Consider the following 17,714-nt stretch of genomic DNA (forward strand, 5'->3'; position numbering starts at 1 on the left):
ACGGGAGGGGCAACCTTATGAATAAAATCGTCGCGATGTTTCCGGGACAAGCGTCTCAATTTGTCGGCATGGGGAAATTTTGGATTGAAAATCACGAATCGGTTCGCCAGCGTTTTGCGGAAGCTTCGGAGATTCTGGGCTTTGATCTGGCCGCTCTCTGCTTAGGAGGGCCGGCCCTACAGCTCAATCAGACAGAAAACACGCAGGTGGCTTTGTTGACATCGAGCGTCGCCATGTTTGAAGTGTTCCAAAAAGAGACGGGCATCAAGCTCGATTATCTGGCGGGACACAGCATCGGTGAACTGTCAGCTTTGACGGCAGCAGGTGTGTTTCAGTTTGCAGACGGCGTGCGGATCGCGCGCGCCCGCGGTGAAGCGATGTCTTCCTGCAATGCTGGCGGGACGGCGAGCATGTCGGCGGTGACGCGGATTAAGGGCGAGCTGGTCGAAACGGTGGTTGCGGCGCTGGATGGTGCCGGCCACGATGTGCAGGTCGCCAACTACAACTCCCCGACGCAAACGATCTTGTCGGGAAGCAAAGCGGGTCTCGCCCTTGCAGGTGAGCAGTTGGAAGCATTGGGCGCAAGAGTGGTCGCACTGAACGTGAGCGGGCCGTTCCATAGCCGCTATATGGCGGACGCATCCGAAGCGCTGGCCAATGTGTTGCAGTCGGTCACGCTCGGTACGATGGCGATCCCGGTGATGAATGGACAGGAAGGCCGCCTGTACACGGCGCAAGATGATGTGAAAGCAGCACTGGTCAGCCAACTGACCGCGCCTGTGCGCTGGACCTCCGTACTCGATCAACTGTCGGCGCAAGGCGTGCGCAACTGGCTCGAAATGGGCCCTGGCACCGTCTTGAAAAAGCTGGTTTTGCAAACGGTGCCGGAAGCGAGCGCCTTTACGTACGATCAGGAAGCGGATCGTGCGGACTGGGTGGCTCAGGAAGCGAAGATTCGCGAGAGCATTCTGCAAGCGCCGAACGCAGTCGGTCTGTGCCTTGGCGCTGCGGTGAGCACGCGCAATCTCAACTGGGATGAGGCGGCATACCAAACAGGAGTGGTTCAACCCTATAAAGAGATTCAAGCGCTCCATGAAAAGATCGAACAGGAAAAGCGCCTCCCGGAAACGGCCGAGATGGTGCGGGCTTTCGCTTTGCTGAAAACCATTTTTCAGACGAAAGGTACACCGCTGCAAGATCAAGCGTATCGCTTACAGCGCATCGTCAAGCAAAGTGGCACCGAGGAACTGTTCCCTGAGCATCTGGAAGTGGTGGAGGGGGGACGATAATGGATCGTCCTACGCTTAAACTTGACGACCTGATCCTTGACGATTGGGAGGATGAGGAGCAGGACGAGGAACAGGCACCTGCTGCTGAGCCGCCCGACACGGACGAGCACGCCGTCGCCATTATCGGCATGGATGGCCGGGTCGGTCCTGCCGAAAGCCTCGAAGAATTCTGGGGACTTTTGACCGGAGAGCGGGAAGGAGTGCGCGACCTCCCAGCCGAGCGGCGCATCGATCTCGATGCGTTCTTGCAGGCAAAAGGTATCAAACTGCCGATTCAGGAGGACTTGTACCTGCGCTCGACCTATCTGCAAGATATTGCTGGCTTTGATGCGAACTTCTTCGGCCTCTCGCAACAAGAGGCGAACTTCATGGACCCCAACCAACGGATTCTGTTGGAGACGGCATGGAAAGCGCTGGAAGACTCCGGCTATGCCGGAGCGGAGATCAGAGGTTCGGACACGGGGACCTTTGTCGGCTATTCCTACGATTTCGGTGAAGATTACCGCCAGTTGCTCAACGTCTTGGCGCCGAATGCACCTGAAATCTCGGTGGCGGGCAATGTGAAATCGATCATCGCCAGCCGTCTCGCGTACCATTTGGATTTGCGCGGACCTGCGCTGTTGGTCGATACGGCCTGTTCCTCCGGCTTGATGGCGATGTATCTCGCTTGCCGCGCCATTCGCAACGGCGACTGCTCGATGGCGGTCGTAGGCGCGGTGAAAACGCAAGTGCTGCCCTTGCTCAATGATGGCAAAAGCGGATTTGGCATACGCGACATTCAGGACATTCACTCGGAAGACGGCCACACGCGGACGTTTGACGACAAAAGTGATGGGACGATCACCGCAGAAGGCTCTTTTGCCTTCGTGCTGAAGTCGCTGTCGGCGGCCAAGCGCGATGGCGATACGATTCGGGCTGTCATTTTGGGCGGGGCTGCCAATCAGGATGGCGCTTCCAATGGCATCACCGCACCGAACTCGGAGGCGCAAAAGGATCTGATCGCCCGCGCACTCGACGATGCTGGGATCTCAGCCGAGCAGTTGAGCTATATCGAAGCGCACGGCACGGCGACCCGACTGGGTGATCCGATCGAAATCAGCGGCATTCGTCAGGCATTGCGGCAGTTTACAGATAAAAAGCAATTTTGTGCGGTCGGTTCCTTAAAAAGCAACATCGGACACATGGACAACGCGGCCGGACTCGGGGGCATGGCGAAGTTGGTGCTGGCGATGAAAAACAGAGTGTTGCCCGCCAGCCTCAACTTTCAGGTGCCCAACCGCAACATCCAATTTGTTGACTCTCCGGTCTATGTGAACGACAGGACGACTGCGTGGTCGCACGATCCGTCCGAAGTATTGCGCGCGGGGATCAACAGCTTCGGTCTGAGCGGCACGAACTGTCATCTGGTTGTCGAATCGGCTCCCGTTGAGCCGAACCGTGTGTCCGGCGCGCTGAGTGCACCGCTCTTGCTCCCGTTGAGCGCCAAAACGCATGAGGCGTTGCGGAGCTTGGCAGCCGACTATCAGAAGCGGTTGCGTGATCCGAACGTGAATTTGGCCGATGCGGTCTTCACAGCGGCGCGCGGTCGCCTGCATCATCACATCCGCGCCGCGATTCGCTTCGAGACGCGCGAGCAGTTGTGCCACGCATTGGGGCTTGTTGCCGCACTCGGGACAGGGGCGGCAGAGGAGGCGGCCATCTGGTACGGAGCGCATCGCATCATCGAAAGCGAAGCGAAACGTCGCCGCCCGTCCGATTTGACCGAAAACGAACGGGAACAATTGGGCACTGAAGCGTTCGAATTGGTCAGCCAAGCGGGCGGTCAGATGACCGTAGACATTTTGGATCGCTGGGGCGAGCTCTACACGGCAGGCGCAGACCTGCCATGGGATCGTTTGACCAAAGGGTTGAACGCGCGGCGCATTCCGCTTCCGACCTATCCGTTCCAACATCGGCGTTGCTGGGTCGAAGCCGATCAGGTGGCACAGGAAGACGAAGGGCACGCACATCCACTGCTTGGCGCACCGCGCGCGAAGACGCTCGGACATACCGTCTACTGTCAGACTTTCAGCTGTGAGTCGTTCTGGGAGTTGGCAGAACATCGCGTGCAAGGCGTCGGGTTATTGCCGGGCACCGCGCTGGTCGAGATGATGGTGGAATGGGCAAACCAGTTCCACGGCGCAGAAGGTTTGCGTTTTCGCGATATCACCTTCCTGCAACCTTTTACCGTGCGGGATGGCATGACAAAAGAACTGCATTTGTTGGCGGAGGACGAAGACGGTCAGACGCGGTTGCGCTTTGCCAGCCTGTCAGCAGACGGGCAGTGGGCGGTGCATGCGGAAGGCGTGTTCCAAGAGGCAGGCAATTCGCCAAGCGGACCCGATCAGATCGATCTGCAAGCGCTGAACGTGGAACTGCACCACCCGATCGACACGAACGCAGCGGAAAATATGGATCGCGGCTTGATCGTCGGTGAACGCTGGTCTGGCTCCTGTGTCGGCGGTTGGCGGGACGAACAGGCGGCGCAATACCTGGTCGAACTCCATCTGCCGAAAGAGTACCGCACCGAAGGGGATGTGTATCATCTGCATCCAGCGCTGATGGATCTCAGCGTCAATTCGGTCAACCATCTCATGGATGAAAAAGAGCTGTACCTGCCGCTGTCCTATGGCGAGCTGTTGATTCACAGACAGTTGCCGACCCATCTGTTCGCGCACATGAAGAAGACGGGTGGCACGCAAGGTTCGAAGATTCACAGCTTCGATATTGCGCTCTATGACGCGCAAGGCTCGCTCGTTGTGGAAGTCAAAAACTATTGCATCAAATCGGCTTCTCAGGCCCTACAACGCGCCGACATCGCCGGACAGTACGGCTATGCGCAAAGCTTCCGTCCGTATGAGTTGCCGACGCAACGCGAGCTTCCTCCCGGCGCGGTAGCCATCGCAGGGAAAAAATCGAGCACATCTGACGCCTTGGCCGATGCACTGCGCAACCAAGGGCGCAAGGTGATCGAGCTGAACGCAGGTGTGGCGAACTGGAGCGATGCGCTGAACGCAGTGGCCTCAGAGGACTTGGCGCTTGCCATCTTTATGTGGGAGCCGACCGCAAGCATCGGGCAGGATGCGGAAGCTTGGCAGGTGGAAACGAATGAGGCGATTTTGCAAGGCTTCCGGTTTGTGAAAGCGTGGTCGCTTGCGAAACAGCGGACCAAGGCAGGTCTTGTCGTCCTCACGTATCGGGGCTGGTCGGTAGCAGAGCATGACCAGCACATCCATCCAGGACAAACTGCGCTCGGCGGGCTGTGGCGTGTCGGCAGTTTGGAGTTTCAATCGGACGGGATGCGATGCATCGATCACGATGGCAGCAACTCGATCGAGTGCTTGCTCGGAGAAATGGCCGATCGGGCACGACCCGCTTTTGTCGCCTACCGAAACGATCTGGCCTATGAGCCTGTCCTGATCGAGAGCCCGCTCCCCGCGAAAGCACCAGATGACGCTGTCCCAGGTGATGGGGTCTATGTGATCAGCGGAGGAACGGGCGGACTGGGCACGGAAGTTGCGGAGCTCCTGACTCGTCACGGTGCACGTCGCGTGGTGTTGTTCGGCCAACAGCAGGTTCCGCCGCGTGAGATGTGGGAGCAACTGGCCGCCTCTTCGGACGACCGACAAACAAGTCTCCGTTATGAAAGCTGGCTCAAGCTGGAGCAACGATTGGACGTGCTCGACGTTCGGGCGGTGCAGATTGAGGACGGTGCCCAAGTTGCGGCAACGCTGCGTGAGCTTCGTGCCGCACACGGGCCGATTCGCGGAATTTTCCACCTTGCAGGTCGGGCGGGAGACGGTTTCCTGTTGCAAAAGCAAGAAGAGACGTTCTTCAATGTCTACGCACCGAAGGCGGACGGCGCAGTCAATCTGCATCTGGCCACTTTGCAAGACCAACTCGACTTCTTTATCGTCTTTTCCAGCATTTCGTCCTTGGAGCTGTATCCCGGCCAAGGAGATTATACGGCGGCCAACCTGTTTCTGGACGCGCTCGCCACCTACCGACAGGGGATCGGCTTGCCAGGGCTCAGTTTACAGTGGCCAGCTTGGCGCGAGACGGGAATTGCAGCGCGGATGGGCGCGGTTGACCAAAGTCAGACCTTTGCCCCGCTTGACAGCCACGAGGCGCTCGGGCTTTTGGAGCGTGCGCTGTGGAACGGGGAACCACTGCCTGCTGTGCTGATGCCAGGTCAGAAACTTCGCAAGCAAGACACGGTAAACGAGCGGGCCAGACAGCCCGAATCGCGCAAAGGGTCTGTTGCCAATCAATCGAAAAAGGTCACGCTGCTCGGCGTGGCCGAACCGGATGAGATCGATCTCGCGGTGGCTGATCTGTGGGCGAGAACGCTCGCGATGAATGAATTGGATGCGGATGAGGGATTTGACAGTCTCGGCGGCAACTCGCTGTTAGCTTCGCAACTGTTCAGAGAGTACGAACTGCTCTATCCGGGCGTCATGCACATCGCCGATCTCTTTAACCACACGACCATCCGCGAGCAGGCGGCCTACGTGCGAGCGCAGACTGTCCCAGTGGAAGCTGTGGAAGAGGTTGCAGTGGCAGAAACCAGCGGTGACGTATCGGCGGACGACTTGGACGAACTGCTCGAGCTGGTATTGCGGGGCGAATTGACGGTGGAAGAATCTGCCGACAGACTATCTTTGGAAAGGGGTCGGGGTAAGTGACAGCACAACTGAAAAAGTACATTTTGACTCAGGTCGCCAATCAGCAATTGTCAAAAGAAGAGGCGAAGAGTCTCCTTTTGGATCTGGCCGAAGCAGAAGCGGCGGGCAATAAGGACATCGCGATCATCGGGATGGCAGGCCGCTTCCCCAGAGCGAAGGACGCAGAAGAATTTTGGCAACTGTTGCGTGATGGGGAGAACTGCATTCGGGAATTTCCTGCCGACCGGGTGAAAGACAGTGCGCACGTGCTGTCCAACCCCTATTTTGCAGAATTTATTCTGGGCAATGCGATCAAGCCGGAAGATCTCCCGCACATTCACGCGAAGGCAGGCTATCTGGACGAGATTGATAAATTTGATGCGGCGTTCTTCGGCATTCCGCCGACAGAAGCGCACTATATGGACCCCCAGCACCGCATGGCGTTAGAGGTAGCTTGGGAGGCGATGGAGGACGCGGGCTACGGCGGCGACGCGTTGGTAGGCAGCCGGACGGCCGTCTACATCGGGAAGGACAATACGAACTACCCGTACTATCGCCAGAGCTCGGAGAAGCATCCGATGCAGTTGACCGGGTCGTGGGAAAGCCTGATCGCCAGCCGTATCTCGCATCTCTTCGATTTTAAAGCGCCGTGCATGATGATCGACACCGCCTGCTCCGCAGGCTTGATCAGCGTGCATCTGGCGGCGCAGGCGCTGGTGGCAGGCGATTGTGAAATCGCGATCGCAGGCGGTGTGAACTTGTCGGTCAACGGGGAGATGAAAGCCCGTTATCTCGAAGGCGGCGCGAGCATGGGCGATGTGGAGTCGGGCGATAGCAAAATCCGCACGTTCGATGCGAAAGCGAACGGCACCGTCTGGGGAGAAGGTGTCGGGCTGGTCGTGCTCAAGCCGCTGCAACAGGCGATCGCCGATGGCGACCACATTCGGGCGATCATCAAAGGGAGCGCGATCAACAATGACGGCGCCTCCAGCAGCATCACGGCTCCGAAGGCGGAAACGCAGGAGGCTGTCATCATCGATGCTTGGAAGAAGGCGGGCATTCCTCCGGAATCGATCTCTTATATTGAAGCGCACGGCACGGGGACGGTGCTCGGCGACCCGATTGAAGTCAAAGGGTTGAGCAGTGCATTCCGCCGCTATACGGCACGCAAACAGTTCTGTGCGGTCGGTTCCTTGAAAACAAACACAGGACATATGGTCGGGGCGTCCGGTGTCGCTTCGCTGATCAAAGTCATCAAATCGATCGAACACAAACAGATGGCGCCGACGATCAATTTCGCGACGCCAAATCCGTACATCAATTTCCCGGAAAGCCCGCTCTACGTCAACGATGTCCTGCAACCGTGGGTCACCGATGGCACGCCGCGCCGTGCTGCGCTCAGCTCCTTCGGCTTTAGCCGCACCAACTGTCACATGGTGATCGAAGAGCCGCCGCAAGCTCAGGTGGCGGAAGCAAAACAGCCTCGCTATTGCCTGACCATCAGCGCCAAAAATGAAGAGGTCATGCAGGACTACCTACAACGCTATGCTCAATTTGTCGAAGGCGATGAGTGGAACGTAGCAGACCTCAGCTATACGAGCAACATCGGCCGCGGCCATTATGAATATCGCACCCTCATCGTGGCGGAGACGAAAGCAGAATTGCGCCACCGCTTGGCGCAATTGCTCGCTACGGACAGTGCGACCACCGCGATCGAAGGCGTGTACAGCGGCTATTATCGAATCGTCAGCGAGAAGAAAGAGCATCGCGAAGCAGGCGAGATCAGCAAGCATGAGCGTGTGAACCTGAGTAAGTCGGTCAATGAAAAACTGACCGCCTATCTGCAACAAGGTTCTAACGATTTGTCCGCTCTGGACGAGATCTGCAAGCTGTACGTCCAAGGGGCCGATTTGAAGTGGGAGTCCTTCTATCAGGGCGAAGCGCGACGCAGAATTCCGGCGCCCGTCTACCCGCTGCAAAGAACCAGATACTGGGCCAATCCGAAAATTAGCAAAGTGCGCCCGCAACAACAGGTGGCCTTGCATCCGCTGGTGGAACAGCAAGTCTCCAGTGCGGATGGGGAAATCTGCTACGAAACGACATTCCGCGTAAATGAAAAATGGGTCCTCAAGGACCATCGTATCGGCAACAAAGCGGTTCTGCCGGGCACCAGCTACTTGGAGATGGTGCGGTTTGCGGCAGCCAAAGCGCTCGGGACGGAAAGCGTGGAGTTTACCGATGTGTTCTTCCTCGCTCCTTTGGTGGTGGAAGACGGAGCGGAGGCGCTGGTGCGCTTGACGCTGACGAAAAACACGACCGGATTTGCCTTTGCTGTGAAAAGTCTCCACGGCTCGAACGACTGGATTCCGCATGTCGAAGGTCGGGTAGCGGGGATCGCCCAACAGCAGGAGCTGGCTGTGACCGACCTCGCCGCGCTGAAAAGCAAAGCCGATCAGGTGTTAGATCCCTATTTGGAAAAGAACAGCAACGAAGTCTTTACGTTTGGCCCGCATTGGGATACCACGCGTGCCGTCTGGCAGATCGGCACCGAAACGCTGGCCCGTCTGCAATTGCACGACAACTTGCAACATGAGCTCGATGTCATGCATCTGCATCCTTCCGTGCTCGACAATGCGGTCAACCTGACCAGCCAGAGCACAGGTACGTTCCTGCCGTTCATGTACAAAAAACTGCGCTTCTTCTCGCCGATGACGACTGAACTGTATACGCACATCCGCCTGCATACGGAGAAGACCAACAGCGAAACGATGACCTACGATGTCGATCTGCTGGACGGTGCAGGGAATGTGTTGGCGCAAATCAGCAACTACACGACGAAACGGATGCATGACTTCTCAACGCTTGGCAGTGCGGACGAATCGGGCGCCTGCTTGCAACTGGCTTGGGTGCCGCGTGGAGAAATCACCAATACTGCGACCGACTATGACGGTCCGTGGGCGTTGCTGGCCACCCCTGGCAAGCGAGCAATCGCCTTGGAACAGGCGCTTTCCGCTTCGGGCATCGAGGCGACCACCTACTATCTCTCGCCGCTCGCCGACGAGACAGGCGGCACGTTCACGCCCGATGAAGCAGGCTTGGATGCGATTTTGGCCAACGCCGAAGCGAGCGGGATCAAACGCATTCTGTTCGCCTGCGAGTACACGATGGAGGACGAAGAACGCGATCTGCTGTTGACCTCCGATGACGTGTTCCGCGCGCGTCGCCAAGTCGGTGTGGATGCGCTGTTCCATTTCTGCAGACGTTTGCTCAAGCGCAAGACGAAAGAGATGAACACGTTGAAAGTGTTGGTGCGTGATGCGTATGTTGCCGATGGCAGCGAGTCTGCAACTGCGCCGTTGTCTGCCTCCACCGCGGCGTTGGCCCGGGTTATCGGTCAGGAATATCGCCATCTGAACGTGGACATTCTCGATGTTTCTGGCGCGGTGTCCGCACTTGATGTCATCCGCGAAAGCTTCCAAGGCGCCGGGCTGCGTGCTCTGCGCACGACAGGCGTGTACGTCGAGGAAATGCGCCCGCACCGTGTGGCACTTACCTCTGAGTTGGAACTGGAAACGGACGGGGTCTATGTGATTTCCGGCGGTTTAGGTGGACTGGGTCTGGCGATCGCCGAATTCTTGGCCGACAAAGGCAAGGCGAACGTGTTGCTGCTCGGACGCAGTCAGATCGCAGCTGCTGAGGACTGGGCCGCTTTAGCCACCTCCGAAGACCTGAAAACGAGCGAACGCTACGACCGTCTCCAGCGCTTGCAGTCGCGACTCGGCGCGCTGGAATACAGAGCGGTCGATGTGACCGATGCTGTTGCTGTCCAAAAGGTACATCAGGAGATCGAAAACCGCTTCGGCACGATTGCCGGGATCTTCCATGCTGCAGGCGTGGCTGGCGACGGATTTATCATGCTGAAAGAAGAACGCCAATACCATGATGTGTTAAATCCGAAGCTCGAAGGTTCGATGAACCTGATGCGCATCCTGCCGAACAACGGCAAAAGCTTCATGGTGCTGTTCTCGTCGATCCTCGGGGTCACAGGCGGCGAAGGGCAAGGGGACTACAGCGCGGCCAACGCGTTCCTCGACTCTCTGGCCGACCTCGGCAGATCGGCTGGCTTGCAAGTGTCGGCGATGAACTGGCCGGAGTGGGACAACCTCGGCATGTCGGCCGGGTTGAACCAACAGCGGGAGAACACCGTGTTCCATTCGGTCGACACAGACGTCGATTCGGTTGTGGCGGCGCTGGCGTTCCTCGACGAAAGCCCGTTCACCCCGATCTCGGTGGAAGCCGGTATGAAATGGCTGGAAAACTCGATCGTCAACCCGCAACGCCGCGTACTGCCGTCTGCGCTAAACGCCGCACTGGGCGCGCAACTTGCCGAAAGCTTGCCGTTCCAATTGGCTCCCGAACTGCGGAAATTGCTGAGCGGTGCTCCGCAAGAAGTCGCCGCTGGAGCGGATGCGCAGCAGATGGAAATTCGAGAAATCACGATTCGCGGTGCGATGAATCCGACGGAGACGCAAGTGCTGCTCGGGAACGCGTTCGGCAATCTGCTCGGTTTGAACGAAATCGACATTTATGCGAGCTTCCAAGACATGGGCGGCAACTCGCTGATGACCACTCAGCTGTTGAAACTGATCGACAAACACTTCCCGGGGATGGTCGATATTTCCGACCTCTTCTCCTACCCATCGGTGAAAGAGATGGCCGATTTTATCGACGAAAGAACGGGCAAATCTACTTCCACCGAATCCGCTTCGACTGCGGATCAGCCGGACGAGGATGATCTGATGAGCTTGATTGAACAGGAATTGGAGGGGACGGAGTATTTGGATGAGTTCAAAGCTCATCTAAACGGGAGGAAAGAAGATGGCAAATGAGAAGGTTGACCTCAAGAAAGAGCTAACACGTTATCTTCTTGCCAAAGTGAAACAAAAAGATTTGGCACTCGATGTGGCGGTTGAGTATATCAAAGAACTGCAATCTATGTCTGGCCGCGAGTCGGAGTATATGGCGGTGGTGGGGTTGTCCTGCCGCTTTCCCGATGCGGACAATCCCGACCAGTTCTGGGAAAACCTCGCCGCCGGCCGCAATTCGATCGGGAAGTTTCCTGCTTCCCGATCGGAGGATTGCCGTCGCATCGGCGAAGATCCTTCCCAGTTTATGCGTGCGGGCTTTCTGGAGTCGGTCGATCAGTTCGACCCCGAATACTTTAACATTCCGCCCCGTGTCGCCGTCAAAATGGACCCGTACCATCGATTGCTGCTCCAAGTCCTCATCGAAACGATCGAAGATGCGGGCTATCATCGCGGACAGCTAAAGGGTCGCGACATCGGCGTGTTCATCGGGAACGACCATACGCACCGTCTTGTCAATTCCTACCTGTCTTTCTTGTCGGAAGCAGATTTCACCGTGCTGACCGGGTCTTGGACAGGCGTGCTGGCCAGCCGTCTCTCCTATCTGTTAAATCTTCGTGGGCCTGCGCTGGTCGTGGACACCGCCTGTTCTTCCTCGCTGGTCGCTTTGGATTCGGCGATCAAAGCGATTCAACAAGGGGACTGTGAATCGGCGCTGGTCGGCGGGGCCAACCTGTTGCTCACGCCGGGGAATTTTGGAGTGGACGATATTCAGTCCGATCAGTTCATCGTGCGGGCGTTTGACTACCGCGCCGAAGGCACCACTTGGGGCGAAGGCGTGGCGGCCGTCTATATCAAGCCGCTTTCAAAAGCGCTGGCCGACCGCGATCACATCTACGGTGTGATTCGCGGGGTGGCGCTGAACAATGACGGCGCTTCGAACGGGATGACCGCGCCAAACGCCAGAGCACAGCAGGATGTGCTGTCCAAAGCGTGGGAGCGGGCCGCGATTCCGCCGGAGACGATCTCCTATATTGAAACGCATGGCACGGGGACGAAACTGGGAGACCCGATCGAAATCAAAGGTCTGGCCGGAGCGTTTTCGAAACACACCAAAAAGCGCCAATTCTGTGCGATCGGCTCGATCAAAACGAACATCGGGCACACGGTCGGCGCAGCAGGCATGGCGTCGCTGATCAAAGTGCTGTTGTCACTTCGGGAGCAAGCACTGCCGCCCAGCCTCAATTTTAGTCAGCCCAATCCCTTGATCGACTTTTGCAACAGCCCGGTCTACATCCAAGATGCGCTGTCCGACTGGAAGGCAGGGGAAACGCCGCGCCGAGCTGGGATCAGCTCGTTCAGTCTGTCGGGAACGAATGCGCACGTTGTTGTCGAGGAAGCACCTGCCGATACGAGAAGCGCAGGAAGTGCGGGATGGCAGCTCCTGCCTTTGTCCGCACGCTCCGAGGAACTGTTGCGCGAGACGGTGCTGCGCTACCTGCAACATGTGCGCAAGCATGCCGGACTGCGTTTGGAAGACATATGCTTTACGGCCAGCACGGGACGGGAGCATGAGCCCGTTCGTGCCGCCTTGCTCTGTCAGGATGCGGAGGGACTGCGCGCTGGGTTGGAGTCTTTGTTCGAGACGCTGGCTTGCCGCGGTCAAGACGCAAGCAACGAGTCGGGCATCGTCAAGCAAGGGGACAAGTTCTCGCTCTTTTTATCGCCTGATGGAGCGGTTGCCCATCAAGAAGCAGATGCGGAAGCGAACCGTCTCCTCACCATTTTGAGCGCACCTGAAGCGAGCAACGAGCGGAACACATGGGAAGCGTTATCCACAAGCTATGTCAAAGGCGCCTATGTACATTTCGACGCGCTGTACGAAGGACAGGCGGTAAAGCGCTGTTCCTTGCCGCCCCGCGTGTTTAAGAACCAGCGCTATTGGGATGAAACGCCGAAGGAAAAGGTGGCAACCCGTTCCCGCGATGCTGAAAGCGAACAGGAGCAGGTGCTCGACCCCGCGCAGCTGTGGGCGGAAGCGCAAACGGCTGCCTCCCGCTTAGCGGAAGGGGAGGCGTCTACAGGCCAAGTCGAGCAGTTTGTGGCCTGGGTTTGGTCGGAAGTGCTCGGGTATCCGAAGATTCAGCCGGGCGATGATTATTACGCGCTGGGCGGCGATTCGGTGACCGGACTGCGGATCATCCAAGGGATTAACGTCACGTTTGGCGTGGAACTGCCGATTTCGGTGCTGATGGGAACTCCGGTTTTCTCCGGCTTCGTCCAGCGGCTGAAAGATGAATTTGGCGTTGACGAGAAAAACTTGTCGGCCATCCAGCAGGTTCGCGATCAAACGGCCTCACCAGCGGTGAACCGTGCAGAACCGTTCCCGCTGTCCCCGGCACAGAGCAACATTTTCCTGACGGCCAGCTTACAGCCGTCCTCGCTCAGCTACAACGTGACGGGAACGAAGCGGATGAGCGGTGGCGCAGAATTGGCTACGGTGGAGGCGATTTTGCACCAACTGATCGAGCGACATGACAGTCTGCGCACCTCGTTTTATCTGGATGGTGAAACGCCCGTGCAGCGCGTGCATGACCGTGTCGATTTCGCAGTCGAGCGCCGCGTGATCCAAGCGGACGATCAGAAAGCGCGGACGGAGCAGGTGCAGGACGAATTGAAAGAGTTTGTCCGGCCATTCGATTTGAGCAAGGCTCCTTTGATTCGAGCGAGATTTATCGAATTTGACGATGGCGAGTCCTATCTGGCCATCGATATGCATCATATCGTGACGGACGGAACTTCGATGGGCGTTCTGTTTCACGACTATATGACCATAGAGGCGGGCAGGAAGTTACTGCCGCTTACGATGAGCTATCAGGATGCGGTGGAGTGGCTGATCGGTCGCCAAGCCGAACCGCGTTTTATGAAACAGCGCCAATGGTGGATCGATCAATTTGCAGAGGGCGTTCCGACGTTGAATCTGCCGACCGATCAACATCGACCGACTGTGCGCGATTACCGAGGCGACCGGGTCTTCCATACGATTCCGAGCGAATTGACCCTGCAACTCAAGTCACTGGCGAAAACGTCGGGAGCGACTCTGTTCATGGTCTTGCTGGGCGCGTTCCATCATCTTTTGGCGCGTCTTGGCAACGAGCGAGATGTGGTGATCGGCACGCCCGTTTCGGGACGGACGCGGATGGAATTCCAAAGCTTGGTCGGCATGTTTGTCAACACCCTGCCGATCAGAACGACATCGCAGGAAGCGGACACGTTCCTCGAATTTTTGGGCCAGTTGAAAACCACCGTTTTGGGCGCTTATGAGCATCAGGATTATCCTTATGAATCGCTCCTTGAAGACATCAAGCCGGAACGCATTCCGGGACGCAATCCGTTGTTCGATGTGTATTTTGCACTCCAAAATATCGACATGGGATTGACCGGAAATGATGAGCAGTTCATCAGCTTCGAATCGGGAAGCTCCAAGTTCGACATGACGGTCAGCGCGCGGGAAACTGCCGATGGACTGCTGATCGAATGGGAATATGCGGAGTCGTTGTTCAACCGTCAGCGGATCGAGCGCATGGTGCACCAATTCCAAACACTGCTTGAAGCGATCGTCGCTAGCCCCAAGCATACGCTCGGCGAATTGGAGTTTATCGCAGACAGCGAACGCAACCTGCTCTTGCAGGAGTGGAATGAGACGGCGACCGCCTACCCGGGCGCGCGCGGGATTGTGCCGCTGTTTGAAGAGATCGTGGAGCGGCAGGGACAAGCGGTAGCGTTGCTCATGGATGAGCAAAAGATGAGCTACGCCGAACTGAACGCGCTCAGCAATCGGATCGCCAGAGCGATTGTTGCACAAGGAGCACAACCGGGCATGGCTGTGGCTTTGCTCTTTGAGCGCTCGTTTGACATGATCGCAGCGATCCTCGGCGTGCTGAAAGCGGGATGCCACTACGTTCCGCTCGATACGGGATATCCGGCCGTCCGTCTGCAGGACATGATGAAAGACAGCAAGGCCGCCCTGCTCGTGACACATCGTGCACTGGAAGCAACCGTTTTGGAAGGACAGGTCGGGGAACTTGCCGTGTTGAGTCTCGACCAACTGCCCGCTACGTTATCCGATCACAATCTGGGGATCGAATCGGACGGAGCAGACCTCGCGTACATCGTGTATACGTCTGGTTCCACCGGTGTTCCGAAAGGCACGCTGATCCGTCAAGACGGCGTGGTTCGCGTGGTGCGCGATGCGGGGTACCTCACCATCGCGCCAGAAGATGTCTTGTTGCAGTTATCGAACTATTCATTCGATGGTGCGACATTCGATCTGTTCGGAGCGCTGTTGAACGGTGCTAGTCTGGTCCTGCTCAACAAGCAGGAAGTGGTCGATCCCAAGCGGTTAGGTCAGGTCATTTCGCGACATGGCGTTTCGGTATTTTTCATCACGACGGCGCTGTTTAATGCGTTGGTGGATGCAAGTCCCGCATCACTGGACGGTGTGCGTGTGATCCTGTTTGGCGGGGAAGCGGCATCGTTGCACCATGTGCAGAAAGCGTTCGAACGCCTAGGCCCGAACCGTTTGTTCAATGTCTACGGTCCGACCGAGACGACGGTGTTTGCCACCTATTATCCGATCCAAGAACTGCGTGACGATGAGGCATTGCCGATCGGCAAAGCGATTGGCAACACCACGCTGTATGTGCTCGATGATCAGATGCGTCTGCAACCGATCGGCGTGCCAGGCGAACTTTACATCGGCGGTGCCGGGCTCGCGGTCGGTTATCTGAACCAGCAACAGCTCACAGCTGAACGTTTCGTCGAAAATCCGTTCCGAGCGGGCGACCGCTTGTATCGGACGGGCGATTTGGTCGCTTGGGGTGAAGATGGCTACCTCAGGTATCACGGTCGTCGCGACCAGCAGGTGAAGCTGAGAGGATTCCGCATCGAATTGCCGGAGATCGAAGCGGCGGCGCGCAAACATCAATCGGTGCGCGAAGTCTGTGCTGGCGTTTACGAAAGCGCGACCGGGGCGCGCACCTTGACCTTATGGGTCGTCCCGGAACAGGAGCAGTCATTCGATGGGGACGCGTTGCGTCAAGCGCTGTCACTGCTGCTGCCGGAGTATATGGTGCCAACCTTCGTCGTCACCTTAGATGTCCTGCCAATCAATAAAAACGGAAAAATCGACAAAGCCGCACTGCCAGCACCTGAGCTGCGCCCCGATGCGGAACGTCGAGAGCCGCGCAACGAGCAGGAAGCGTTGCTGGTCGAAATCTGGACCGGAGTGCTCGGCGTGACACCAGGTATCGACGATAACTTCTTTGCGCTCGGCGGCGACTCGATCAAAGCGATCCAAGTCGTGGCGAAAGTACAAGCGGCTGGACTCGGCCTCGAGATGGGCGAACTGTTTCAGTATCCGACCGTCGAATCGCTGGCCCCACACCTGCAAGCTCAGCGCCAAACGGAAGCGGAACAAGGCGCGGTCACAGGCCCTTGCGCCCCGACTGTGATCCAATCTGCATTTTTGGAGCAAGAGACCCGAGCGGATCACTTCACACAAGCGATGTTGATCCAAGGTGTGCCGAGCTTGGATCGAGCCAAGCTTCAGACCGCATTGACAAAGCTCTGCCAGCATCATGATGCGTTGCGAATTGCCGTTGCGACAGATGGTAGCATGCGTTTACGTGAGCCAGAAGAAGGAACGCTGTTCCATCTGGCCGACCTGCCTTCAGGCTTAGCGGAAAACGAACTGCGCGACGTGCTGGTTGAAGTTCAGCGTCAGATCGGTCTAGCGGATGGTCCGCTGGTCGTGGCTGCGATGAACGCTGAAGAAGGCAAACTTCTGCTCGCCATTCATCACATCGCGGTGGACGTCGTGTCTTGGAACTCCCTGTTGGAGGATTTGGTGTCCCTGTTAGCCACTCCTGACCAGCCACTGCCGCTGAAAACGACGCCATTGCCCGTCTGGACCCAGTCTTTGCATGAATGGGCACAAAACGGAGGCGCAACAGATGAATTGCTCTATTGGCGTGAAGTGGCGGCTGCGGCAGAAGCTGAGACTTTGCAAGACCGCGTAGAGACTTTCCGCCACGCTGAGACGGCAAGTGTCACTTGCACGATCGACGGCGAAACGGGTGGCGCTCTCTGTGGCGATGCGAACCGCGCTTATCATACAGAAACGGTGCACCTTGTGCTCTCCGTCTTAACGCAAGGTCTGTGCACATGGTTCGACTCTTCTGCACTGCTGCTCAACCTCGAAGGTCACGGGCGTGAAGAGTTTGCGACCGGACTCGATGTGAGTCGGACGGTCGGCTGGTTCACGAGCAACTATCCGGTCTTGTTCCGCACCGATGCGGAAGTGGGCGAGATGGTAAAAGCGGTGAAAGAGTCGATGCGCAGCGTCCCGCGCCGCGGATTTGGCTTTGGCGTTCTAAAAGCGCTGACTCCCGATTTGGCACCAGAAGATCGAGCCCTTTTTGATCAATTGCGTCCGATCGTCAACTTTAACTACCTGGGTGTCCAAGGCGGCCGCAATGAAGCGGGCATCACCGTTGAGACACTGCCGGGCGAGCTGACCGTCGATCCAAATGTGGAGAGCGCTTGGGCGCTAGATATTGTGGGAAGTCAGATCGGTTCGGCCGTCTCCTTGGAGATCAGATATCCCAAGCCGCTGTATCGTGCAGAGCAGATCGACGACTTGGTGGGGATCTTAACGAAAACGGCGAACGAAGTCGTTCAATTCCTGAGCGCACGTCAGGACGGAGAAAAGACAGCTTCCGATTTCTCGGTGACTCCGCTGCGGCAAGATGAGCTGGAGAGCATCTTGGACGATTTGGATCTGGATTTCTAGGAAG

4 protein-coding genes are annotated in these 17,714 nt (G+C 57.4%); all 4 read left to right on the forward strand.

Annotated features, from left to right (window positions below; all coding sequences use genetic code 11):
* The first annotated feature begins 17 nt into the window (after nt 1–17).
* The 4 genes from fabD to CIG75_RS02805 are packed head-to-tail and all read left to right on the forward strand — an operon-like array spanning nt 18 to nt 17,710.
* Nucleotides 18–1,289 (forward strand): ACP S-malonyltransferase, encoded by a 1,272-nt coding sequence (gene fabD / locus CIG75_RS02790; protein ID WP_094235270.1) that lies wholly within the window; start codon nt 18–20, stop codon nt 1,287–1,289.
* The gene (locus CIG75_RS02795; protein WP_094235271.1) at nt 1,289–6,013 is read left to right on the forward strand and encodes a beta-ketoacyl synthase N-terminal-like domain-containing protein; all 4,725 of its coding nucleotides are present in this window, start codon (nt 1,289–1,291) and stop codon (nt 6,011–6,013) included. The genes fabD and CIG75_RS02795 overlap by 1 nt, the downstream gene beginning before the upstream one ends.
* The gene (locus CIG75_RS02800) at nt 6,010–10,881 is read left to right on the forward strand and encodes an SDR family NAD(P)-dependent oxidoreductase (RefSeq protein WP_094235272.1); all 4,872 of its coding nucleotides are present in this window, start codon (nt 6,010–6,012) and stop codon (nt 10,879–10,881) included. The genes CIG75_RS02795 and CIG75_RS02800 overlap by 4 nt, the downstream gene beginning before the upstream one ends.
* Nucleotides 10,871–17,710: a non-ribosomal peptide synthetase gene (locus tag CIG75_RS02805; protein WP_094235273.1), complete on the forward strand. Its 6,840-nt coding sequence runs from the start codon at nt 10,871–10,873 to the stop codon at nt 17,708–17,710. Before CIG75_RS02800 ends, CIG75_RS02805 begins: the two co-directional genes overlap by 11 nt.
* Nucleotides 17,711–17,714 lie beyond the last annotated feature (4 nt).

Origin of the sequence: Tumebacillus algifaecis (genome assembly GCF_002243515.1) — a bacterium.
GTDB classification, from domain to species: domain Bacteria; phylum Bacillota; class Bacilli; order Tumebacillales; family Tumebacillaceae; genus Tumebacillus_A; species Tumebacillus_A algifaecis.

Bases quoted from the DNA above. Each gene is read 5' to 3' on its own strand.
- fabD (WP_094235270.1), top strand. From the start codon at position 18: ATGAATAAAATCGTCGCGATGTTTCCGGGACAAGCGTCTCAATTTGTC.
- CIG75_RS02795 (WP_094235271.1), top strand. From the start codon at position 1,289: ATGGATCGTCCTACGCTTAAACTTGACGACCTGATCCTTGACGATTGG.
- CIG75_RS02805 (WP_094235273.1), top strand. From the start codon at position 10,871: ATGGCAAATGAGAAGGTTGACCTCAAGAAAGAGCTAACACGTTATCTT.